Below are 21,430 nucleotides of genomic sequence, written 5' to 3' on the forward strand. Positions count from 1 at the left end.
CCGAGCCCGGCGGTCGCCAGCGCGCCACCAATGGCGCCAGCGACGGTCGCCAACGCAATCACCGCGGCCATCGCTCCGAACCGGCGGGTGCCGGCCGGCTTGCCTGCGGTCTTGCCGGCCTGTTCGGCGCCCGGCCTGGACGCGCTCGCCTCATGGTCCCAGGTCCGGTCACCGGGCGCCATGATCATCAACTTGCCCGGGAAATGCGGCTCTTCTCGCTTGCCGGTCTCGACCTTGGGCACGTCCATGTTGGTCGGATCGATCTTGGCGTCGAGCTTGGCATCGATCCTGGCCTCGATCATGGGATCAAGCCGGGACGGCTCAACCTTGGGGGCTTCGGCCTTCGACGCGTCGATCCCGGGCGCATCCGCCTTCGGCGAGGTCTCTTCCTGCTCGGGCGCGAGCCGCGGAGCCTCGACACCGGCCACGGCCATCACGGGCTCGCTCTTCGCCGCCATTCCGGCACCGGTTTGACCGTTGACCGGCTCGCTCTGCTGCTCACTCACGTTCAAAGTCTCCAGACTGGGTTGACAATTCGGTAACTTTTATTGCTTGCGAAATGGTTACCCCGCTCCGCCATTACCTAAATTTTAGGGAGTTTTCCGGGCCGGATTTGGGCGATGTTGCCCTGCGGCAATCTGCGTCAGCTCCGTTTGCGCGCGCCGCTTTCCCGATTAACATGCCATCATCTTCCAGCCAGAAGGCAGGGGAGCACCATGACGATCGAGAAATGCATCAATGAATTTGGTGTCGATGACGTCATTTTTGAGGAAGGCTCGACCGGCCGCGAGTTATTTGTCGTGCTCGACGGCAAGGTCGACATCGTCAAGATCGATGGCGGCAGCAAGACGGTCATCGTCAGCCTCGGCAAGGGCGAGTTCTTCGGCGAGATGGCCGTGATCGACGGCTCGGCGCGCTCGGCAACCGCCATTGCCTCGGCACCTGCGACGCGGGTGATGCGGATCAACCACGCCCGCTTCGTCTATCTCGTCAGCCAGCAGCCGGCCTTCGCCCTGATGGTGATGGATGCACTCTCGAAACGCCTGCGCGCGTCCAACGCCGTCACTTACCGAGCGGCAGCCGCACCATGAGCGAACGCAAGCCAAGCCCGTTCAAGACGCTGTTCGACGCCGATGTCGCGACGCTGATCCAGGCTGCCGACGACGTCTACCAGATCCGCTTCAAGAACCGCGCCGCGAACGCCTATCTCGTGCGCGGCAGCAAACGCACCATCATGATCGACGTCGGGCTGTCGAGCAATTATCCATCGCTGGTCGCCTGCCTCAACCATCTCGGCATAACGCCCGATGCGATCGACATGGTGGTGCTGAGCCACGAGCATCTCGATCACATCGGCGCGGCCTATCATTTCCACGGCTCAGCCTATATCGCCGCGCACCGGCTTGCCGCCAACAAGATCATGCTGCGCGACGACTTCTCGATGCTGCGCAAGATGTTCAACGAGCCCAACGTGCCGATCGACATCGACATCTGGCTCGAGGAAGGCAATCTGATCGACCTCGGCAATTTCCGCCTCAACGTCATGTACACGCCGGGCCATACCTCGGCCTGCATCACGCTGTTCGACCAGGACAAGGGCCTGCTGTTCGCCGCCGACACGCTGATGCCTGGCGGCGTGATGGGCGGTGTGTTCGGCTCCGGCTCGATTGCCGACTACATTCAGTCGCTGGAACGGCTGAAGGGGCTCGATTCGAAGATCCTGCTGTCGGGTCATGGCCGGCTGTCCGACACGCCGCACGACGACGTGCGGATCGCGCTGCAACGCTCGCACGCCCTGCTCGAGGACACCGCGCAGCTGTTCGATGCACTCGACGCGCGCTCGAATTTCGAGCCGATCATGCAGTCGGTGCGTGACCTCAACAAGCTCGACGATTGAGGCTCGGCCCAGCCGAAGCCGCCCGTTGTGGCTTGCCAAGGCTTTGCACTAGGATCGGCGCGCAACGATAAGAATCACGGACGCGGCGATGCAGGCCGTTGCCGACAACGGGGAGACGAAGCGAATGCAGGTTGACACGATGGCGCAGATGCGCCGCCGGGTGGTGATCTCCTCCACGATCGGCAATGCGCTGGAATGGTTCGACTTCACCGTGTTTGGCCTGTTCGCCGGCATCCTGAGCAAGCTGTTCTTTCCCGCGGACAACCCGCATTCCTCGCTGCTGCTGACCTTCGCGACATTCGGGATTGCCTTTGCAGCCCGGCCGCTGGGTGGCCTGGTGTTCGGGCTCTATTCCGACAAGCACGGTCGCAAGAAGGCGCTGGTCGTCATGATATCGCTGATGGCCGCCGGCACCGGCCTGCTCGGCGTCCTGCCGACCTATGGCGCGATTGGAATCGCGGCGCCGCTGTTGTTGCTGCTGGCGCGGCTGATCCAGGGCTTTTCCGCCGGCGGCGAGTTCGGCAGCGCCAGCGCGATGCTGATCGAGTTCGCGCCGCCCGGCCGGCGCGGCTTGTACGGCTCGTTCCAGATGGTGTCGCAATCGTTGGCGTTCGGCCTCGGTGCCGCGATGGCGATCGGTCTCAATCTCGGCCTGTCGGCGGACGCCTTCGCGAGCTGGGGTTGGCGCGTGCCGTTCATCCTCGGCATTCTGATCGGACCGACCGGATGGTACCTGCGCCAAAGGTGCGACGAGTCGCCCGAATTCAAGGCGTATCTCGCCGAGAAGGCGGCGACGGCGCAGCCGAGCAGGCAGACCACGCTCGGCCAATTGTTCTCCGAATATCCGCGCGAGTTGATTGCCTCGTTCTGCCTGATCGCAGCCGGTACGGCGATCAACTATGTCAATGCGATCTTTCTGCCGACCTATGCGGTCGCCGAGCTGAAGCTGCCGATCCTGAACGCGCAGCTCGGCCTGCTCGTCGTCAGCCTCGTCAATGCGGTGGTGGCCGTGGCCTGCGGCGCCCTCTCCGACCGGATCGGCCGCCGCGCGGTCCTGGTTCCGGCGCTGATCATCTACAGCTTGCTGTTCTATGTGATCCTGCAACGGCTCGTCGCCGCGCCGACCACGGCGAACCTCTGGCAATTGCAGATCGTCGCGGTCCTGCTCGGAGCCCTGGCCGGGCCGATGCCGGCCTTCATGACCGAGATATTCCCCGTCGGCGTGCGCTCCACCGGAGCATCGCTGATGTACAATCTCGCCGTGATGCTGTTCGGCGGGCTGGCGCCGTTCATCAACACCTGGCTGGTGCAAATAACGGGCGACAAGGCTGCTCCGGTCTACTACATCCTCTTCGCCGCGGCCGTGGGTCTCGTCGGTCTTTCGGTCTATCGCGGGCGGCCGGCCGTGCCGGCAGTCGCCACTCAACCGGCGCAATAAACTCCGTCGGCAAACAGCATGGTGGCCATACGGTCGTCGCGACGACCGTACATGCGGCGCTGCATTTGACAAATCCGCGCGCGGCCTGTTCAACAACGGCAAGAATAACGCTGAAGAACAGGGAGCGAGGACATGAAGCTTTACGACTCGATCGGACCCAATCCGCGCATCGTGCGCATGTTCATGGCGGAGAAGGGCATCGGGATCCCGAAAGAGACCGTCGACCTGCGCAAGGGCGAGAACCGCGAGGACGCGCATCTGAAGCGCAACCCGCACGGCCAGATGCCGGCGCTGGAGCTCGACTGCGGTAACTACCTCTCCGAAATCACGGCGATCTGCGAGTATCTCGAGGAGAAGCACCCCTCTCCCGCGATGATCGGCGCCACGCCGGAAGAGCGCGCGGAATGCCGGATGTGGACGCGCCGAGTCGATCTCAACATTGCCGAGCCGCTCGCCAACGGCTACCGCTTCGGCGAGGCGCTCAAATTCTTCGAGAAGCGCATTCCGGTCGCACCCGAGGCCTCCCCCGGGCTGAAGATGATCGCCGCCAACCGCATCAAGTGGCTCAACGACCAGATGGCTGACGGCCGCGACTACATCTGCGGCCAGCGCTTCACCCTCGCCGACATGCTGCTGTATTGCTGGATCGATTTCGGCAACCAGGTCGGCCAGCCGCTGGACCAGTCGAACGCCAACATCGTTGCCTGGTTCAACCGCGTCGCTGCGCGGCCGTCGGTGAAGGCGTAAGGCTCAAGCACCCTCCCCTGAGAGGCAGGGCTATCGCATATAGCCTGCCTCCGCAGGGGGGCGCACTGCCAAAATATCGAAAACAACCCCATGCAAAGTAGCCGGCGTGCCGGCATTCGACACGGCAACTTGACATGTCGGGCAAATCAGCGGCACAATTCTATTATTCGGAAATCGTACAAGCGCGGTCGGCTCGCATGAAGCGATCGCGGAAATGTGAGACGGGATAAGTGAAGGTCTCTCGTTACGGGCATTGCCCGAATGGAGAGATCACCCCGCTGCGCATTCCGCTTCGCTGCATGCACAGCGACCCAAGAGCGAGCTTCGCTCGTCTCGACCCCTCCGGGGGAGGGTGAAGAGCAGCCCCCTCAAATCACCACCGGCTTGTCCGGTAGCTCATTCGGGCCGCCCTCCGCATGCGGAAAATACTTGGCCAGCTCCAGCGACACCGCGGCGATGCCCTTGATCACGCCCTGCTCGAACCGGCCGGCCCGAAAATCCGTCTCCATCGCGCGGCAGATCGCCTCCCAGCCGGCGCGGCCGACCTTGGCGTCGATGCCGCGGTCGGCGACGATCTCGACATCGCGGTCGGCAAGCAGGAGATAGATCAGAACGCCATTGTTGTGAAGGGTGTCCCAGATCCGCAAGTGCGAGAACACGTCGAGCGCCCGTTCGCGCGCCGGCTGGTCGCGGAACAGCGGCACACCGTCGAGCGCTCCTTCGACGACGAAGCGGATCTGGCCGGAATGGGTCGCCTCGCCGGCCTTGATCGCCTGCTCGATGGCATCGAGCACGCGCGGCGGAAACTCGCGCCGCACGCGCCAGCGGTGTTCGAGCAGATGCTTGCCTATGCGCTTGATACTCATATCCTACCAGCTCCCCGAGGCGCCGCCGCCGCCGAAGCTGCCGCCTCCGCCACTGAAGCCGCCGCTGTCGCTCGAGCTCGAACCACTGCTCCAGCCCCCGCCGCCACCGGACCAGCCCCCGGAATAGCCGCCGCCGCGCCGGTACGGCCCCGAGCCGGCCGCCGGACCGCCGAAATTCAATCCGCCGAAGATCAGCGCCGCAACACCAGCGAACAGCCCGACCACCAGCGCGGTGGCGAGCGAACCGGCCAGCATCCAGGTGAAGACGCCGACGATGCCGCCGGTCGCGGCCGAGCCCAACAGCCGTCCCAGCAGGCCGCGCAGGAAGCCGGCCACGATGATGACGCCGAAGATCACGACCGGATTGGCCAAGTCGACGAGATTGGGCGCCTGCCAATGCTCGGGCTCCGGCGCCGGCAATTGCTCGCCATTGACCAGGCGGATCATCCGGTCGACGCCGGCCGAGATGCCGCCGGCGAAATCACCGGCCTTGAACTTCGGCGTGATGTCCTCGTCGATGATACGGTGCGTGACGACGTCGCTCAGCACGCCTTCGAGGCCGTAGCCGACCTCGATGCGCAGATGCCGATCGTTCTTGGCGACGACGAGCAGCGCACCATCGTCGACCTTCTTGCGTCCGATCTTCCAGGCCTCGGCGACGCGGATCGAGAACTGCTCGATGGTCTCCTCGCCGGTAGTCGGTACGATCAGGACCGCGATCTGGCTGCCCTTGCGGGTCTGCAGATCCTTCAGCCTGTCGGTCAGCGATGCGACGTCGCTCGTCGAGAGCGTCCCGGTCTGATCGACGACGCGGCCGGTGAGCTGAGGCACCGCAAGCTCGGCCCATGCCGGGCAGAGGAAGCCCAGCAGGAAGGCGAGCAGGATGACGCGTGTGGCTGTCATCGCGATCGGCGCCCGCCGGCGCCTATTTCGACGGCGCCGGGGTCGGGTTGAAATCGACCTTCGGCGCGGTCGAAATCTCCTTCTCATTGTCGACCGTGAAGTTGGGCTTCTCCTTGTAGCCGAACACCATCGCGGTCAGATTGTTCGGGAAGGTGCGGATGCCGACGTTATAGTCCTGCACCGACTTGATGTAACGGTTGCGCGCCACCGTGATGCGGTTCTCGGTGCCTTCGAGCTGTGCCATCAGGTCACGGAACAGCGCATCCGATTTCAGCTGCGGATAATTTTCGGTGACGACCAGCAGCCGCGACAGCGCACTGGTCAGCTCGCCCTGCGCCTGCGTGAACTTCTGGAATGCCGCCGGATCGTTCAACACCTCGGGCGTTGCCTGGATGCTGCCGACCTTGGCGCGTGCGTTGGTCACGCCGAGCAGTACGTCCTTTTCCTGCTGCGCAAAGCCCTTCACCGAGTTGACCAGGTTCGGCACCAGATCGGCGCGGCGCTGGTACTGGTTCACCACCTCCGACCAGCTCGACTTGACCTGCTCGTCATTGGTCTGGATCGCATTGTAGCCGCAGTTGGTCAGGCTCAAGGTCGCCAGCGCTGCCAGCACGGTCCAAAGCTTGCGCATGAAGATGGTCCTCCCGGTCGATTCTCGATCAACGTAACAGATTTTCGCCCGACAATCCCGCGTGGCGGGATTCGCGGCGGATTTTGCGGATGATGGCCCTTGCCTATCCCTCCCTGCGCCGTTCATCATGGCGAAAAAATCGATGCTGGGAGGATCCATTGGCGTCTGAACAATTCGAGACGATTGTTGTCGAGCGGCCCGAGCCCGCGATTGCGCGGATCGTGATGAACCGCCCCGAGGCTCGCAACGCCCAGAACCTGCAGATGACCTACGACCTCAACGCTGCCTTCGACCAGGCGGTGCAGGACGATGCGGTCAAGGTCATCATCCTCGCCGGCAACGGACCGCATTTCTCGGCCGGTCACGATCTGCGGCCGGGCGCCAAGAACCAGGCGGGCGTCGATTTCCCGCCCGTCGGAAATTGGGGCGGCTTCGCCGAGCCCAATGCCCATGGCCGCTTCGCGCGCGAGCAGGAGATCTACCTGCAGATCACGCGGCGCTGGCGCAATCTCGCCAAGCCCACGATCGCCGAGGTGCACGGCAAGTGCATCGCCGGCGGGCTGATGCTGGCCTGGGCCTGCGACCTGATCGTCGCGAGCAGTGATGCCGAGTTCTGCGACCCCGTGGTGACGATGGGTGTCTGCGGTGTCGAATGGTTCGTGCATCCCTGGGAGCTCGGCGCGCGCAAGGCCAAGGAGATGCTGTTCACCGCCGATGTCTGGAGCGCCGACGAGGCGCATCGCCTCGGCATGGTCAATCACGTTGTGCCGCGCGGTGATCTCTCGTCCTTCACGCTGGCGCTGGCCCGGCGGATCGCGGCAAAGCCCGCCTTCGCGCTGAAGCTGTCCAAGGAGGCGGTGAACCGCACGATCGACATCATGGGCCAACCCGCCGCGATCGATCAGGCGTTCGCGCTGCATCAGCTCTGCCACGCTCACAACCTGCAGGAATTCGGAATGATCGTGGACCCCGCGGGTCTGCATCCCTCCGTCAAGAAAAACGCCAACGTGAAGTAGACCAGATGGACCTCACTCTCAGCGACGAGCAGCGCCTGCTGCGCGAAAGTGCCGACCGCTTCGTGGCGGAGACCTTCACATCCGATCATCGCAAGAAGACGGCGAACGATCCGCTGGGCTATTCGCCGGCGATCTGGAAACAATTCGCCGAGCTCGGCTGGCTGGCGCTGCCGATCAGCGAAGCCCATGGCGGGCTCGGCGGCGGCGCGATCGAGATCGGACTGTTGATGGAAGCATTCGGCCGTGGCCTCGTATCGGAGCCGTTCTTCTCGACGGTCGTGATCGGCGCCGCGCTGGTTGCCGAATGCGGCACCGAGGCGCAAAAGCAGGCAATCCTCCCCAAGGTCGCCGAGGGCGTGCTCACGCTCGCCTTCGCGCATTCGGAGCGCGCGGCGCGCTTCGACCTCGCTCATGTCGACACCACCGCAACCAAGACCGCCGACGGCTGGCGGCTGAACGGCAGCAAGATCACCGTGCTCGACGGCGCGGCCGCCGGCCAGGTCATCGTCTCCGCCCGCATCGCCAGCGCCAATGGCGCATCCGGCAAGCTCGGCCTGTTCCTGGTGCCGGCTGGTGCGCCCGGCCTCACTCTGCGCGACTACGCGCGGCTCGGCGGCGGGCGCGGCTGCAATCTCGATCTCAGGGATGTGCAATTGCCCGCCGACGCATTGCTCGGCGACGGCCAGGATGCGCTGCCCGCGATCGAAACCGTGGTCGACCGCGCGATGGCCGCGCTCGGCGCCGAAGCGGTCGGCATCATGCAGACGCTGCTCGACACCACGCTCGAATACACCAAAATCCGCAAGCAGTTCGGCCGGCCGCTGTCGGCCAACCAGGTGATCCGCCACCGTCTCGCGGACGTGGCGATGCAGGTCGACGAAGCGCGCTCGATGGCGCTGCGCGCCGCGCTGATGGCGAATGCCGAGCCTGTCGCTCGCGGCCGTGCGGCGTCCGGCGCCAAGGCCAAGATCGGCAGATGCGCGCGCTTCGTCGCCGAGCAAGCGGTGCAGCTGCACGGCGCGATGGGCGTCACCGAGGAGCTCGACATCGGCGCCTATTTCAAGCGGCTGCTTGCCTTCGACACGCTGTTCGGCGGCAGCGCCCATCATTATCGCCGCCACGCCGCGCTGAGCGGCCGCGTCCACGCCTAACGGAGAGCGCACATGGATCTCACCTTCAGTGCCGAGGAACGCGCCTTCGAAAAGGAAGTCCGCGACTACATCGCCGAGAGCCTGACGCCGGAAATGAAGCGCGCCACCGCGCTGACGCCGTCGGTGTTCTCCGACCCCGATATCGGCATGGCCTGGCAACGTGCGTTGCACCGGAAAGGCTGGGGCGCACCGGGCTGGCCGGTGGACCATGGCGGGCCGGACTGGACGCCGGCGCAACGCTGGATCTTCGAGGCGGAATGCGCCCGCGCCGGCGTGCCGAATGTCAACGTGATGGGCGTGAAGATGGTCGGTCCCGTCATCATCGGCTTCGGCTCACCCGAGCAAAAGAATTTCTATCTGCCGCGGATTCTCTCCGGCGAAGACTATTGGTGCCAGGGCTACTCCGAGCCGGGCTCGGGCTCTGACCTCTCCTCGCTGAAGACCCGCGCGGTGCGCGACGGCGACGACTACGTCGTCAACGGCACCAAGATCTGGACCACGCATGCGCACCACGCCAACCGCATGTTCGCGCTGGTGCGGACCAGCGACGGCGAGCGGCAGCAGGACGGCATCAGTTTCATTCTCATCGACATGAAGACGCCCGGCATCACGACGCGGCCAATTCTGACGATCGGCGGCGACCACGAGGTCAACCAGGTGTTCTTCGACGACGTTCGCGTCCCCGTGGCCAACCGCGTCGGCGAGGAAGGCAAGGGCTGGACCCACGGCAAATACCTGCTCGAATTCGAGCGCGGCTCCGGCATCGCATCGGCCAAGCTGCGCGAGGCTCTGAAGTCGATCTCCGATCTCGCAGGTTCCGAGATCACCGGCCGCGCCATCGAGGACCCCGACATCGCGATACGGATGTCGGAGCTCGAGGTCGACATCGACGCACTCGAGATGACCGAACTGCGGGTGCTGTCGGCGCTGCAGACCGGACAGAATCCCGGCGCGGTGTCGTCGCTGATCAAGCTGCGCGTCAGCGAGATCCGCCAGGCGGTGACGCGGCTCGGCGTCGACGTCGTCGGCCAGGACGGGCTTGCCGTCGAGCCGGCGCGACCGCTTTACCGGCTCAACCATGAACCGGTCATCCCGGAGGATTTGCTGCCGGTGGTGCCGGAATATCTCAACAGTCGCGCGTACACGATCTTCGGCGGCTCGTCGGAGATCCAGCGCGATATCATCGCGAAGATGGTGTTGGGGTTGTAACGGCCTGTTCAAGGGCCACGTATGTCGGATTCGAAGTTTCCTTTTCCAACCTCGGGATGAGCTCAATTCTCTAACTCGTGCCGAGACAGCAGTTAGGAGACAAGAGCGAGTGCTTTCACACCTGTAAGACAGCCACGACCGTCTCGACCGACCCCGCCACTAATAGACAAATGACGAATTTTCTGTGTCATTGCAATTGGTTATATTCTGTACGCACAAAGCTATGTGACGGTTGAAAGAAGAGGCCACGCAGGCTAGGCCTCTCGCCTCGGTGAAAGAACTCATTGAAGTCACCTTGCGCATTCCGGTAATTCAACTTGAAATTCATTCCGAATTGGCAGGCGCTACCGTTTCTTCGGATTCATATCGAGGAATTGCTATCAATTTGAAGGGAGACAATTCGAATCCGCTAGCAAGAAGAATGACGATGGCTCACGAACTTGGCCATCTTTTATGGGATCCAGATCAACGACTAAATCGTCTCGTCGTTGACAAGTACGACTCGATCATAAGAGATGCGGTAACGTCAACGTCACCGCTCGATGCTGTTGAGAGGCGTGCGAATGCTTTTGCAATAGAATTCCTAGCACCCGGCGATGCAATACTTAGTCTTTTTGAAGATGCGGGCGGTGGCGCCACCGGACTCAAGAGAATAATTTCGACATTCGGTGTGAGCAGAACAGCGATCGTGAATCACCTGATGAACGCAAGTCACAATAGAATAGACATGCGTCAACATGAGTTCCCACAAATACCGACTGACGAATGGGAAGCTGCTGAATCTCTCGCGGTTCCGTTATTCGACCCTCAGAGTGTTCCCGTCTCGCGCCGAGGGCGATTTTCACAGTATGTGCTAGAGGCTTATGAAAACAAAAGCATTTCAAGTGATACGGCAGCAAGCCTTTATCAGTGCCAACAAAGCGAACTTGAGCGCGCTCTGAACTCGACTCGGAATTACGTTATCACGTAGGTGGTGCAGTAGTTTCCACCTTCGCGTCCTGGATCGCCTGCCAGATCTTCACCGGCGTCAGCGGCGTGTTGAGCTGGGTGATCCCGACCTCGCTCAGCGCATCCATCACGCCGTTGGTGATGCAGGGCGGACCGCCGATCGCGCCCGACTCGCCGCAGCCCTTGGCGCCCAGCGGATTGGTCTTGCAGGGCGCGGAGGGATCGAGCGTCACTGACATCGGCGGAACGTCCGAGGCGCGCGGAATGCAATAGTCCTGATAGCTCGCGGTCAGAAGCTGGCCTTCCTCGCTGTAGGCCACGCCCTCATAAAGCGCCTGGCCGATGCCCTGGACAACGCCACCATGCACCTGCCCGGTCACCAGCATCGGATTGACGGCGACGCCGACGTCGTCGACCGTGGTGTAACGCACCACCCGCGTGACGCCGGTCTCGGGATCGATCTCGACCTCGCAGATATGGGTGCCGTTCGGCCAGCTCGGCCCGTCGACATTGCCCTCGCTCTCGACCGAGAGCTTTGCGCCTTTTTCCTTAGCCGCGATCTCGAACAGACTGATGCGCTTGTCGGTGCCGACCACGGTGAGGAAGCCGTCGCGATACTCGATGTCCTCGACGGAGGCTTCCAGCAGATTGGAGGCCTTGTCGCGCGCCTTGTTGATCATGTCGTTGCTGGAGACGGCAACCGCGGTGCCGCCGACGAACAGAGAGCGCGAGCCGACGCTGCCGAAGCCGGTGGCAAGATCGGTGTCGCCCTGGATCACATCGATCTTGTCCATGGCGATGCCGAGCGTATCGGCGATCATCTGCGTGTAGGTGGTGGCGAGGCCCTGTCCCATCGCCATGGTGCCGGAATGCAGGATGACGCGGCCTTCGGCGGTCGCATGCAGCGAGACGTTCTCGGTGTGGGCGCGGCCGCCGGTCCATTCGATATAGCTGGTCAGGCCGCGGCCGTAGAGCAGGCCCTTCTTCTTCGCCGCCTTCTTGCGCGCGGCAAAGCCGTTCCAGTCGGCCAGATCGGAGGCGCGCTCCAGCATGTGCGCGAAGGCGCCGGAATCGTACACCTGCCCGACCGCGTTGGTGTAGGGCAGCTGCGCCGGCTTGATGTAATTGGCCTTGCGGATGCTGCGCGGATCCATGCCGATCTGGCGCGCGGCGGCATCGAACAGCCGCTCGACGATGAACACCGCCTCGGGCCTGCCGGCACCGCGATAGGCACCGACCGGCGCCGTGTTGGTCATCACCGACTTCACCTCGAAATGCACCAGCGGCAGATCGTAGACGCCGGTCTGCACGAATGGGCCGAGCACCAGCGGGATGATATTGGCGGTGCCCGACGAGTAGGCGCCGGTGCCACCGATCGAACGCACGCGATAGGCCAGCACGCGGCCCTTGGCGTCGAGCGCGAACTCGCCGGTCGAAGTCAGGTCGCGGCCATGGGTGCCGCCGACGAACTCGTCGGTGCGGTCGCCGCGCCAGCGGATCTTCTCGTTCAGCTTGGTTGCGGCATAGGCGACGATGCCGTCTTCCGGATAGAGGCTGGTCTTCTGGCCGAAGCCGCCGCCGATGTCGCCGACCAGCACGCGCACGCTGTCCTTCGGCCGCTTCAGGATCGATTCCGCGAGGAGATCGCGGGTCGAGCCCGGGGTCTGCGACTGCACGTGGACAATCAGCCGGCCGGTCTTCTTCTCGATCTCGGCGATGGTCGAGCGCGGCTCCATCGCCGACGGCACCAGGCGCTGGCTGACCAGGTCGAGCGACACCTTGTGCGCGGCGCCGGCAAAGGCTTCCTCGACCTTGGCGGCATCGCCATAGCTCATCGCGGCTACGATGTTGTCGGGCGCCTCCGGCCAGACCGCGGGCGCACCCGGCTTGATCGCCTCGACCGGATCGACCACCGAGGGCAGCACCTCGTAATCGATCTCGATCGCCTCGGCCGCGGTCTGCGCCAGCACGCGCGAGGTCGCGACCACAGCCGCGACACCCTCGCCCGCGTAGCGCACCACTTCATGCGCCAGCAGGCGCCGCGGCGGCACGGTCATCGGCGAGCCGTCGGGCCGCTTGAAGATCGCGAGCGTCGGCAGCGTGCCGATATCGTCCTTCACGAGGTCGGCGCCGGTATAGACCGCCTTGACGCCCGGCATCTCCTGCGCCGCCTTGGCATCGATCGACTTGATCCTGGCGTGGGCATGCGGTGAGCGCAGCACGTGCAGCCAGAGCGCCCCGTCCTGCGGCTTGTCGTCGATGAAATGCCCCTTCCCGGTGACCAGCCGCTGGTCTTCCAGACGCTTGACTGGCTGGCCCGCACCAAAACGCATATTGCCGGGAAGAATGTTCATCGAAGGATCCTTGAGTTCGGAAATTTCGGCGGGTTTTAGCGGATTTTCGGCGCGAGACAACACATGGCCGTCATTCCGGGGCGCGCCTTGGCGCGAGCCCGGAATCCATACTCCCGATGGTGGTTATGGATTCCGGGCTCGAGGCTTCGCCTCGCCCCGGAATGACGACATGGTGAGAACGTATGCAACGCGCAAGCCAGTTTCACGCAAGATCGCGCAACGCGGCCTCGACCGCCTTGCGCTGCTCGGCCGTGAGCGGCGCCTGCGGGGGCACGGGATCGCCGACATCGTAGCCTTGGCTCGCGAGCCCGGCCTTGATGCAGGCCGCGAGGTTGAAGCGGGCAAAGGCCTCGTTGATGCGCCAGAGCTTGCGCTGCAGGGCCATCGCCTCGTCCCAGCGGGCGCGGCGGCAGAGATTGTAGAGTTCGACGCTCTGGCGCGGGATGATGCAGGCCGGGCCCGCCATCCAGCCATGGCCGCCGATCAGCATCACCGCGGCCGGAATATGGGCAGACGCCGAGAACACCTTCAGGCTGTCGCCGCAGCGGTTCATGATCGACAGCAGCCGGCCGGTGTTGGTCGAGGCGTCCTTGATGTAGCCGATCCGTGGATGCTCGGCGAGCCGGGCGATGACGTCGAGCGTCAGATCGGAGCGCTGGAAATTCGGGTTGGTGTAGATCACAACCGGAATGTCAACGGCGTCGGCGATGGCACGGAAATAGGATTCCACCTGGGCATCGCTGAGCGGAAAATACGCTTCCAGGATCGCGAGAATGCCGGCCGCGCCGCGCTTCTGGTAGGCCTTGGCCTGCGCCACCGCATCCGCCGTCGAGGTCGAGGCGACGCCGGCCACGACGGGCACGCGACCCTGCGCGGCCTCGATCGTGGTCGCCACCACCTGCATGCGCTGCGCATTGTTGAGATAGGCGAATTCGCCGGTCGAGCCGAGCGGCGTCAGGCCATGGACGCCGGCCTTGATCAGATCGTCGCACAGCCGGCCCAGCACCTCGGTGCGGACGTGGCCGGCGGGATCGACCGGGGACACCAGATACGGAAAGACGCCGTGGAAATCAGCCATTTGCGAGCCTCGTTGACGGCGAGACATAATCGGGATCGTGCGCAAAGGGAAGCGGCTCGCCGCGGCGCAGGGCGCCGAGCACCGCGGCAAAGTCGGTTACCGCGCGGAAACCGAGCAGCCGTTCGGCCTTGCCGGCGTCGTAGATCCGGCCGATCGAGCGCGGCAGGTGCCAGCCGCGCCGTGCAAACAGCGCCGGCGCATCGGGGAAAGTGCGCGCGATCACGCCGGCCGCATCCGTCTTCAGGTCCGCGACGTCGCTGCGCGCAAACGGCGTCGGCGCGCTGATCACGAAGACCTCGAAGCCACGGATCTTCTCCAGCGCGACGACATGGGCCTCGGCGGCGTCCTCGACGGTCAGGCGGCGATACAGCAGCTCGGTTGCTTTCAGGTTCTCGCCGTGGATGTCACGGATGGTGTCGTCGTCCTCGGGGAAGAAGCGGCTGGTGCGCAGCACTGCGCAATTCAGGCCATGCTCGCGGCTGTAGAGCCGGCACAGCCCTTCGGCGGCGAGCTTCGTCACGCCGTAGATGTTGCGCGGCTCCAGCGGCCCCGTCGTCTCGTCGAGCCACACCGCAGCATGGCCTTCCTCGTCGCGGATCGCCTGCGAGATCATCAGCGACGTCGTCGAGGTGAAGACGAAGCGATCATGGCCGGCGGCGGCCGCCGCCTGCAGCAGATTGAGCGTGCCTGACACGTTGACGTCGACAAAGGCCTGCGGCGCGAACCTTGCGATGTCGGGCTTGTGCAGCGCGCCGCCATGGATCACGGCCTCGATGCCGTGATCGGCGAACACACGATCCACCACCGATCGGTCGGCTACCGAGCCTGTGACATCGGTTGCCTCGCCCGGGACGACGTCGAGGCCGACCACGTCATGACCAGCCTGTCGCAGCCGCGGCGCAAGGAAACGGCCGAGCCAGCCGGAGGAGCCGGTCAACAATACGCGCATGACTTCCGCCCGGCCCCTCGCCTTCAGAACACCTTGGCGATCGCGGCCTGCGCGTCGCCCTGGATCTTTTTCAGATGATCCGGCCCGCGGAAGCTCTCGGCGTAGATCTTGTAGACATCCTCGGTGCCGGAGGGACGCGCGGCAAACCAGCCCGCTTCGCTCTCGACCTTGATACCGCCGAACGGCTGATCGTTGCCCGGCGCCTTGGTCCTGACCGCGCGCACGGGATCGCCGGCGAGCTCGGTCATGTTGAGCTGCTCAGGCCCGAGCGCCTTCAGTGCGTTCTTCTGCTTGGGCGTCGCCGCGACGTCGATGCGCTCATAATAGGGCACGCCGAGCTCGGCGGTCAGCTCGTTGAACAATTCGCTGGGATCGCGGCCGGTCTTGGCGATGATCTCCGCCGCGAGCAGGCCGAGGATGATGCCGTCCTTGTCCGTGGTCCAGGCCGAGCCGTCGCGCTTGAGGAACGACGCGCCGGCGCTCTCCTCGCCGGCAAAGCCGAAGCCGCCGCTGCCGAGCCCGTCGACGAACCATTTGAAGCCGACCGGCGTCTCCACCAGCTTGCGGTTAAGCTTCTTCGCCACGCGATCGATGATCGAGCTCGACACGATGGTCTTGCCGATCGCCGCATCCTTGCTCCATTGCGGCCGGTGCGCGAACAGATAGGCGATCGCGGTGGCGAGGAAGTGGTTCGGGTTCATCAACCCGTTCGAGCGGGTGACGATGCCGTGGCGATCGGCATCGGTGTCGTTGGCAAAGGCGACGTCGAACCGATCGCGCATCCCGATCAGGCTCGCCATCGCATAGGGCGACGAGCAGTCCATCCGGATCTTGCCGTCCCAATCCGCGGTCATGAAGCGGAAGGTCGGATCGACGGCATTATTGACGACGGACGCGTTGATGCCGTAGCGCGCGATGATCGGCTGCCAGTAATGCACCGCTGCGCCGCCGAGCGGATCGATGCCGATCTTGACGCCGGCGGATTTGATCAGCGCAAGATCAACCGTGTTGCCGAGATCGGCAACGTAGGGCGTGATGTAGTCATGCAGATGCGTGGTCGCGGCCTTGCGCGCGCGATCGTACGGCATCCGCGCCACGCCCTTGAGGCCGGCCTCGATATAGCGGTTGGCGTTCTTCTCGACCACGGCGGTGACGTCGGTGTCGGCCGGGCCGCCATGCGGCGGATTGTATTTGTAGCCGCCGTCCTCCGGCGGATTGTGTGACGGCGTGATGACGACGCCGTCGGCAAGGCCCGTGCTGCGGCCCTTGTTGTAGCTCAGGATCGCATGCGAGATGACAGGCGTCGGAGTGTAGCCGCCCTGCGCGTCGATCATGATCTCGACGCCGTTAGCCGCGAATACTTCCACCGCGCTGGCCAGCGCCGGCTCGGCGAGCGCATGGGTATCGATGCCGATGAGCAATGGCCCGGTGAGGCCCTTCTCACGCCGGTAATCGCAGATCGCCTGCGTGGTGGCGAGGATATGGTCCTCGTTGAAGGAATTCTTCAGCGAGGAGCCGCGATGGCCCGAGGTGCCGAACGCAACCCGCTGGGTGGGATCGCTGGGGTCGGGCTTGCCGGCGAAATAGGCCGTGACCAGCCGCGGCACATTGGCGAGCGCTGAGGGATCGATGGGTTTGCCGGCGGCAGGATTTGGTGCAGTCACGTGACCTCTCAGATCTGGTATCGCCGACCATCAGCACAACGAGTGATACTCATTGCGTAACATCCTGGCGTGCTACCATGGCGGCTTACGTTCAATCAAGCCGAGGGCTTTTCGTTCCCTGCGAGACGTAGCAATGCTCTACGACACGTCGATCTGTTGCACCTTCTCGCGCAGCTCGTCGACCAGCACCCGCTTGTTTTCGGTATAGTCGATCGGCACCACCACGAGATGCACGCCGCCGCCGGAGAAGGCCCGCTCCAGCGTCGGGACGATCGCCTCCGTGCTCTCGATCCGCGAACCCTTGGCGCCATAGCTTTCGGCATATTTGACGAAATCCGGATTGCCGAAGGTGAGGCCGAAATCCGGGAAGTTGTCGACCGCCTGCTTCCAGCGGATCATGCCGTAGGCAGAATCCTCCAAGATCAGGATCACCAGGTTGAGCTTGAGGCGGACCGCGGTCTCCATTTCCTGCGAATTCATCATGAAGCCGCCGTCGCCGCAGACCGCGAGCACGCGATTCTTCGGATACAGCATCGCCGCCATCATCGCCGACGGCAGGCCGGCGCCCATGGTGGCGAGCGCGTTGTCGAGCAGCAGCGAGTTCGCAAGCAGCGTGCGGTAATTGCGCGCGAACCAGATCTTGTACATGCCGTTATCGAGCGCGACGATGCCGTCTTCGGGAATGACCTGGCGCACATCGTGCACGATGCGCTGCGGCGTCGGCGGCCAGCGGCCCTCGGTGGCGCGATCGGTGATCCTCGCCAGAATTCCTTCGCGCAGGCTGAGCAGCGCGCTGGCAGACGGCAGCTTTCCCGCGACCCGATCAGCCAGCAGTTCGAGGCTCGGCCCGACATCGCCGATCACCTCGCATTGCGGGAAGTAGACCTGCTCGACATTCGCCGCCGTGTAGCTGACATGGATCACCTGCGGCCCCTTCGGGCCCATGATGAAGGGCGGCTTCTCGATCGTGTCGTGACCGATCGCGATGATCAGGTCGGCGCGGTCGATCGCCTCATGCACATAGTCGCGCTCGCTCAGCGCGGCAGTTCCCATGTACTGGTTGGTGCCGCCGGATACCGTGCCCTTGCCCATCTGGGTGGTGAAGAACGGAATCTTGGTCCGCCGCACGAAGTCGCCGATCCCGGCGGTCGAGCGGGGGCGCGATGCCGCCGCGCCGAGCATGATCAGCGGACGCTGCGCCTTCAAAATCATGTCGGCCGCGCGGTCGAGGGCGGCCGCGTGCGCGATCGGAATCTCGATCGGATGCGGCGGCACGATCTCGACCGGCGCTATCTCCTCGCGCGCGATGTCCTCCGGCAGTTCGAGCAGCACCGGCCCCGGCCGCTCCTGGGTCGCGATCCGGAAGGCGTCGCGGACCAGCGTCGGAATGGTGGCGCCGCTGACGATCTGCAATGACAGCTTGCTCAGCGGGCGGAAGGTGTTGACGATGTCGACGATCTGGAACTTGGCCTGCCGGCTGCTCAGGATGCCCTTCTGCCCTGTCAGCATCACCATCGGCATCGCGCCGAGCAGCGCGTAGGCCGCGCCGGTCGTCAGGTTGAGCGCGCCGGGGCCGAGCGTCGTGATGCAGACGCCGGGCTTTCCGGTCAGCCGGCCATAGGTCGCCGCCATGAAGGCCGCGGCCTGCTCGTGGCGCGTCACGATCAGCTTGATCGAGGATTTGCGCAGGCTCTCGACGACGTCGAGATTCTCCTCGCCGGGGACACCGAACACCCGCTCCACGCCCTCATTCTCGAGGGCAGCGACCAGCAAATCGGAACCTTTGACCATATCAGCCTCGCATCGTTGATTGCATGCCGCGCACGGAGCATAGCCGCATCGCGCGCCGCCGGAAACTCCCTCGCGACCTCACGGCTTGTGCGCCCTGATCCAGGCGTCCGCCGCGGGGAGCACGCGCGCCGTGAGATCGGCCGAGATTGCGATCGCTTGCAAGGCTCGCGCCACCATCACCCGTCCGCCGCTGGTCGATTGCGACGGGGCAAATGCAGCCAGCTCTGCCGCATGGGCCTGATCGGTAAAATTGGTCATGAAGTTCGGAACGAACTGGTCGCGGAAGTTCGGCCCCTGCTTCGCCAGCAGCGTGTCGAAATTGGCCTGGACGAAGTCCCAGGCAAGCTGCGGCTGCTCGCCAGCGCCTGCAACCGCGTTGATCATCCCGGTCACGATCGTGTCGGGCAATTCGCTGGTCAGCGTCAGCGCCAGCGTCGCGCGCGCCAGTTCGGCATCGCGGGCGCTGGCCGCGGCGAGATAATAGCGCAGCCGCTCGTTGGTGGCCGTGCTCCTGCGCGCGAGCGCCAGCAGCTGGTCATAGGTTTTCCGATCGGCCGTGATGCCGACGACATGGGTGACCGCATCGCGCAGTGTGGTCGGAAGCGAGCCGGGATCATCGAGGAACGCCGCAAAGCGCCGCTTCGCCTCGGCCACAACGGCCGCGTCACCGAGGTCGCCCAGCGCCGAGATCAGGCTTGCGCGCAGCAGCGCGGTGTCATCGTCACCCGAGCCCCCGCCATCCCATCCGATCCGATCAAACACCGGACGCAGCTTGGCCTGAGCATAGGCCTGGATCACCGGCCGTTCCGCGCGACCGCGCGACAGGCGGTTGAGCGAGGTGAATATCGAGACCACCTGGTCCCACACCGCGCGATGGTCGCCGGCATCGAGCGCGTCGAGCAGCGCGAGATAGGATGGCGGCTCGGCGCGGCCTGCTTGCACCAGCGCCCAGCTGTCGGTCACGACGTTGAGCCGGTCAGCGACCTGCATTTGCGGGAATGCGTTCAGCAGTGCCGCGCGGTTCTTCGGGCCGTATTCGACCCTGAAATAGCCGACGTCGCCGAGATTGACCTTGATCGCATCGCCGCAGGCGCCGGCCGCGATATCGGCACTGCCGTGCAGCAGAAGCTCGTCAAAGGGCTTGCCGTGCGCCGGTCCCACGGCAACCGGGATCTGCCAATCGTGGGCCGGCAGCGGCGGATCGTTGGCCGGCGCGATCACGAAGCGATCCTGCCGCAACGTCAGCCGCTGCGCGGCGCCATCACAGGCCGTCTCGGCGACCACCAGCGGCACGCCATCCTGCTCGGTAAAGGAGGCGGCGACCCCGGTGATCGTCTTGCCGCCGGAGCTTTCAAGCGCCCGCCAGAGATCGGCCGTGGTCGAATTGCTATAGGCATGCGCGGCCATGTATTTGCGGATGCCGTCGCGGAACGGCTGCTCGCCAAGATAGGTCTCGAGCATCCGGATCAGCGCCTGGCCCTTGTTGTAGGTGATGGCATCGAACGCCGTCACCGCCTCGCTGTGATCGGCGATCGGCTGCTGTACCGGATGCGAGGTACGGCGCGCATCGAGCGCCATGGCGAACTGCTTGGCGCCGTAGCCGTTCAGCCAGCTCTGCCATTGCGGATAGAACTGCTCCGAGGCCTTGGTCGCCATCCAGCTGGCAAAGCCTTCGTTGAGCCAGAGATTGTCCCACCACGCCATGGTGACGAGATCGCCGAACCACATATGCGCCATCTCGTGCGCGATGATAGCGAAGATGCCGCGGCGCGCGGTCTCGGCATTGGACGCTGGGTCGAACAGCAGCCGGCTCTCGAAGAAAGTGATGCCGCCCCAATTCTCCATCGCGCCGCCGAAGCCGCCGGGAACCGCGATCAGGTCGAGCTTCGGCAGCGGATATTTTACGCCGAAATAATCGTTGTAATAGGCGAGCAGCTTCACCGCGCTATCGAGCGCAAACCGGCCCTGCCCGCTCTTGCCTTCCGTCGTCACCACGCCGATGGTGACGCCGCCGGCATCCGCCGTGATCCGTTCGAGCTCGCCGACGGTGAGCACGAACAGATAGCTCGACATCTTCGGCGTCGGCGCGAATGCAACCTTCTTGAGGTCGTCGGCGACCGGCTGCTCGCTGGTCACAGGCATGTTGCCGACCGCGAGCAGATTGCGCGGGATCACCACCGTCAGCGCAAAGCTCGCCTTGAACGACGGCTCATCCCAGCAGGGAAAGATCCGCCTGGCATCGGCCGGCTCCAGCTTGCTGGAGATCAGCCGCTTGATTCCGGTCGGGGTCGGATAATCGACCGAGAACAGGCCGGTGCCGAATTTGTTGATCTGAGCCGTGAAGGCGATGCGCAGTCTGTGCTGGCCTGCCGCAAGCGGCTTGGCGAAGGTCACCGTCGCAGTCTGCGCGGCGGCGTCGGTCACGACCTCCGCGCGCTGCGCACCGTCATCGATCGTGGCTTCAGTGAAGGTCGTATTGATCGCGTTCAGCGTGAGTTGCGCGGTGGCCTCGCGCACCTCGATATCGACGGTCTCGACGCCAGGCAGGGTGAGCCCGGCGAAATCCGGCGTCAGTTCGATGGCGTAGCTCAGCGGGATAACCGTCTTCGGCAGCTTTCCCGGCGTGCCGTCGAACGAGAATGTCTGCTCCGCCCGCGCGCCTGCGCTCATCACCAGCAGCAATCCGATCACCGTGGCAAGACGACGCAGCGGCGCGGTTCGGACACGGGTTGCAGGCTTGTTCATCGCGCGCGGCTCACAGGGATTTTGGGATGTCATTCCGGAAGGA

At 64.5% G+C, this 21,430-nt stretch carries 17 protein-coding genes and 1 pseudogene; 8 read left to right on the top strand and 10 right to left on the bottom strand.

Annotated elements, in window-relative coordinates; translation table 11 throughout:
- Window positions 1-506 (bottom strand): annotated as a pseudogene (locus tag H8A95_RS26065) (hypothetical protein); the annotation flags it as partial.
- Between the two features lie 210 nt (window positions 507-716).
- On the opposite strand from H8A95_RS26065, the gene H8A95_RS26070 reads away from it, so the two are divergent.
- The 4 genes from H8A95_RS26070 to H8A95_RS26085 all read left to right on the top strand — a co-directional run bounded on the left by H8A95_RS26070 (window position 717) and on the right by H8A95_RS26085 (window position 4,082).
- Window positions 717-1,091, top strand: a complete 375-nt coding sequence (locus H8A95_RS26070) for a Crp/Fnr family transcriptional regulator (RefSeq protein WP_229185785.1) — start codon at window positions 717-719, stop codon at window positions 1,089-1,091.
- Window positions 1,088-1,897 carry an MBL fold metallo-hydrolase gene (locus tag H8A95_RS26075; protein ID WP_229185787.1) on the top strand — a complete coding sequence of 270 codons (810 nt, stop codon included), beginning with the start codon at window positions 1,088-1,090 and terminating at the stop codon, window positions 1,895-1,897. The genes H8A95_RS26070 and H8A95_RS26075 overlap by 4 nt, the downstream gene beginning before the upstream one ends.
- Window positions 1,898-2,021: 124 nt before the next feature.
- The gene (locus H8A95_RS26080; RefSeq protein ID WP_229185789.1) at window positions 2,022-3,335 is read left to right on the top strand and encodes an MFS transporter; all 1,314 of its coding nucleotides are present in this window, start codon (window positions 2,022-2,024) and stop codon (window positions 3,333-3,335) included.
- A 132-nt stretch (window positions 3,336-3,467) separates the two neighbouring features.
- The gene (locus H8A95_RS26085; RefSeq protein ID WP_229185791.1) at window positions 3,468-4,082 is read left to right on the top strand and encodes a glutathione S-transferase family protein; all 615 of its coding nucleotides are present in this window, start codon (window positions 3,468-3,470) and stop codon (window positions 4,080-4,082) included.
- Between the two features lie 368 nt (window positions 4,083-4,450).
- On the opposite strand, the gene H8A95_RS26090 is transcribed toward H8A95_RS26085, so the two are convergent.
- Genes H8A95_RS26090 through H8A95_RS26100 form a run of 3 tightly spaced genes read right to left on the bottom strand, consistent with a single transcriptional unit; the run spans window position 4,451 to window position 6,482 of the window.
- Complete coding sequence (locus H8A95_RS26090) at window positions 4,451-4,948, bottom strand: TPM domain-containing protein (RefSeq protein WP_229185793.1); 498 nt, start codon at window positions 4,946-4,948, stop codon at window positions 4,451-4,453.
- 3 nt (window positions 4,949-4,951) lie between these two features.
- Window positions 4,952-5,851: a TPM domain-containing protein gene (locus H8A95_RS26095; RefSeq protein WP_229185795.1), complete on the bottom strand. Its 900-nt coding sequence runs from the start codon at window positions 5,849-5,851 to the stop codon at window positions 4,952-4,954.
- 22 nt (window positions 5,852-5,873) lie between these two features.
- Window positions 5,874-6,482, bottom strand: a complete 609-nt coding sequence (locus H8A95_RS26100; protein WP_163149448.1) for a LemA family protein — start codon at window positions 6,480-6,482, stop codon at window positions 5,874-5,876.
- Between the two features lie 158 nt (window positions 6,483-6,640).
- Here H8A95_RS26100 and H8A95_RS26105 point away from each other — a divergent pair, with 158 nt between their 5' ends.
- The 4 genes from H8A95_RS26105 to H8A95_RS26120 all read left to right on the top strand — a co-directional run bounded on the left by H8A95_RS26105 (window position 6,641) and on the right by H8A95_RS26120 (window position 10,828).
- Window positions 6,641-7,498 (top strand): enoyl-CoA hydratase, encoded by an 858-nt coding sequence (locus H8A95_RS26105; protein WP_274617636.1) that lies wholly within the window; start codon window positions 6,641-6,643, stop codon window positions 7,496-7,498.
- Between the two features lie 5 nt (window positions 7,499-7,503).
- A complete protein-coding gene (locus H8A95_RS26110; protein WP_229185797.1) occupies window positions 7,504-8,649 on the top strand; it encodes an acyl-CoA dehydrogenase family protein in 1,146 nt (381 codons plus the stop codon).
- Between the two features lie 12 nt (window positions 8,650-8,661).
- Window positions 8,662-9,858 (top strand): acyl-CoA dehydrogenase family protein, encoded by a 1,197-nt coding sequence (locus tag H8A95_RS26115; RefSeq protein WP_229185799.1) that lies wholly within the window; start codon window positions 8,662-8,664, stop codon window positions 9,856-9,858.
- A 271-nt stretch (window positions 9,859-10,129) separates the two neighbouring features.
- Window positions 10,130-10,828: an ImmA/IrrE family metallo-endopeptidase gene (locus tag H8A95_RS26120; protein WP_229185801.1), complete on the top strand. Its 699-nt coding sequence runs from the start codon at window positions 10,130-10,132 to the stop codon at window positions 10,826-10,828.
- Here H8A95_RS26120 and H8A95_RS26125 read toward each other — a convergent pair.
- From H8A95_RS26125 to H8A95_RS26150, 6 genes are all read right to left on the bottom strand, one after another.
- Window positions 10,821-13,160 (bottom strand): xanthine dehydrogenase family protein molybdopterin-binding subunit, encoded by a 2,340-nt coding sequence (locus tag H8A95_RS26125; RefSeq protein ID WP_229185803.1) that lies wholly within the window; start codon window positions 13,158-13,160, stop codon window positions 10,821-10,823. The two genes, H8A95_RS26120 and H8A95_RS26125, sit on opposite strands and share 8 nt — an antisense overlap.
- Window positions 13,161-13,362: 202 nt before the next feature.
- The gene (locus tag H8A95_RS26130) at window positions 13,363-14,238 is read right to left on the bottom strand and encodes a dihydrodipicolinate synthase family protein (protein WP_229185805.1); all 876 of its coding nucleotides are present in this window, start codon (window positions 14,236-14,238) and stop codon (window positions 13,363-13,365) included.
- A complete protein-coding gene (locus tag H8A95_RS26135; protein WP_229185807.1) occupies window positions 14,231-15,187 on the bottom strand; it encodes an NAD-dependent epimerase/dehydratase family protein in 957 nt (318 codons plus the stop codon). Before H8A95_RS26135 ends, H8A95_RS26130 begins: the two co-directional genes overlap by 8 nt.
- A 23-nt stretch (window positions 15,188-15,210) precedes the next feature.
- A complete protein-coding gene (gene pgm, locus H8A95_RS26140; protein ID WP_229185809.1) occupies window positions 15,211-16,851 on the bottom strand; it encodes a phosphoglucomutase (alpha-D-glucose-1,6-bisphosphate-dependent) in 1,641 nt (546 codons plus the stop codon).
- A gap of 138 nt (window positions 16,852-16,989) precedes the next feature.
- Complete coding sequence (locus H8A95_RS26145; RefSeq protein WP_229185810.1) at window positions 16,990-18,642, bottom strand: acetolactate synthase large subunit; 1,653 nt, start codon at window positions 18,640-18,642, stop codon at window positions 16,990-16,992.
- 78 nt (window positions 18,643-18,720) lie between these two features.
- Window positions 18,721-21,387 (bottom strand): M1 family metallopeptidase, encoded by a 2,667-nt coding sequence (locus H8A95_RS26150; protein ID WP_229185812.1) that lies wholly within the window; start codon window positions 21,385-21,387, stop codon window positions 18,721-18,723.
- Window positions 21,388-21,430 lie beyond the last annotated feature (43 nt).

The organism is Bradyrhizobium oropedii (genome assembly GCF_020889685.1).
Lineage (GTDB): Bacteria > Pseudomonadota > Alphaproteobacteria > Rhizobiales > Xanthobacteraceae > Bradyrhizobium > Bradyrhizobium oropedii.

Coding starts and splice junctions, on each gene's coding strand:
- H8A95_RS26070 (WP_229185785.1), top strand. CDS start 717: ATGACGATCGAGAAATGCATCAATGAATTTGGTGTCGATGACGTCATT.
- H8A95_RS26075 (WP_229185787.1), top strand. CDS start 1,088: ATGAGCGAACGCAAGCCAAGCCCGTTCAAGACGCTGTTCGACGCCGAT.
- H8A95_RS26080 (WP_229185789.1), top strand. CDS start 2,022: ATGCAGGTTGACACGATGGCGCAGATGCGCCGCCGGGTGGTGATCTCC.
- H8A95_RS26085 (WP_229185791.1), top strand. CDS start 3,468: ATGAAGCTTTACGACTCGATCGGACCCAATCCGCGCATCGTGCGCATG.
- H8A95_RS26090 (WP_229185793.1), bottom strand. CDS start 4,948: ATGAGTATCAAGCGCATAGGCAAGCATCTGCTCGAACACCGCTGGCGC.
- H8A95_RS26095 (WP_229185795.1), bottom strand. CDS start 5,851: ATGACAGCCACACGCGTCATCCTGCTCGCCTTCCTGCTGGGCTTCCTC.
- H8A95_RS26100 (WP_163149448.1), bottom strand. CDS start 6,482: ATGCGCAAGCTTTGGACCGTGCTGGCAGCGCTGGCGACCTTGAGCCTG.
- H8A95_RS26110 (WP_229185797.1), top strand. CDS start 7,504: ATGGACCTCACTCTCAGCGACGAGCAGCGCCTGCTGCGCGAAAGTGCC.
- H8A95_RS26115 (WP_229185799.1), top strand. CDS start 8,662: ATGGATCTCACCTTCAGTGCCGAGGAACGCGCCTTCGAAAAGGAAGTC.
- H8A95_RS26125 (WP_229185803.1), bottom strand. CDS start 13,160: ATGAACATTCTTCCCGGCAATATGCGTTTTGGTGCGGGCCAGCCAGTC.
- H8A95_RS26130 (WP_229185805.1), bottom strand. CDS start 14,238: ATGGCTGATTTCCACGGCGTCTTTCCGTATCTGGTGTCCCCGGTCGAT.
- H8A95_RS26135 (WP_229185807.1), bottom strand. CDS start 15,187: ATGCGCGTATTGTTGACCGGCTCCTCCGGCTGGCTCGGCCGTTTCCTT.
- H8A95_RS26145 (WP_229185810.1), bottom strand. CDS start 18,642: ATGGTCAAAGGTTCCGATTTGCTGGTCGCTGCCCTCGAGAATGAGGGC.
- H8A95_RS26150 (WP_229185812.1), bottom strand. CDS start 21,387: ATGAACAAGCCTGCAACCCGTGTCCGAACCGCGCCGCTGCGTCGTCTT.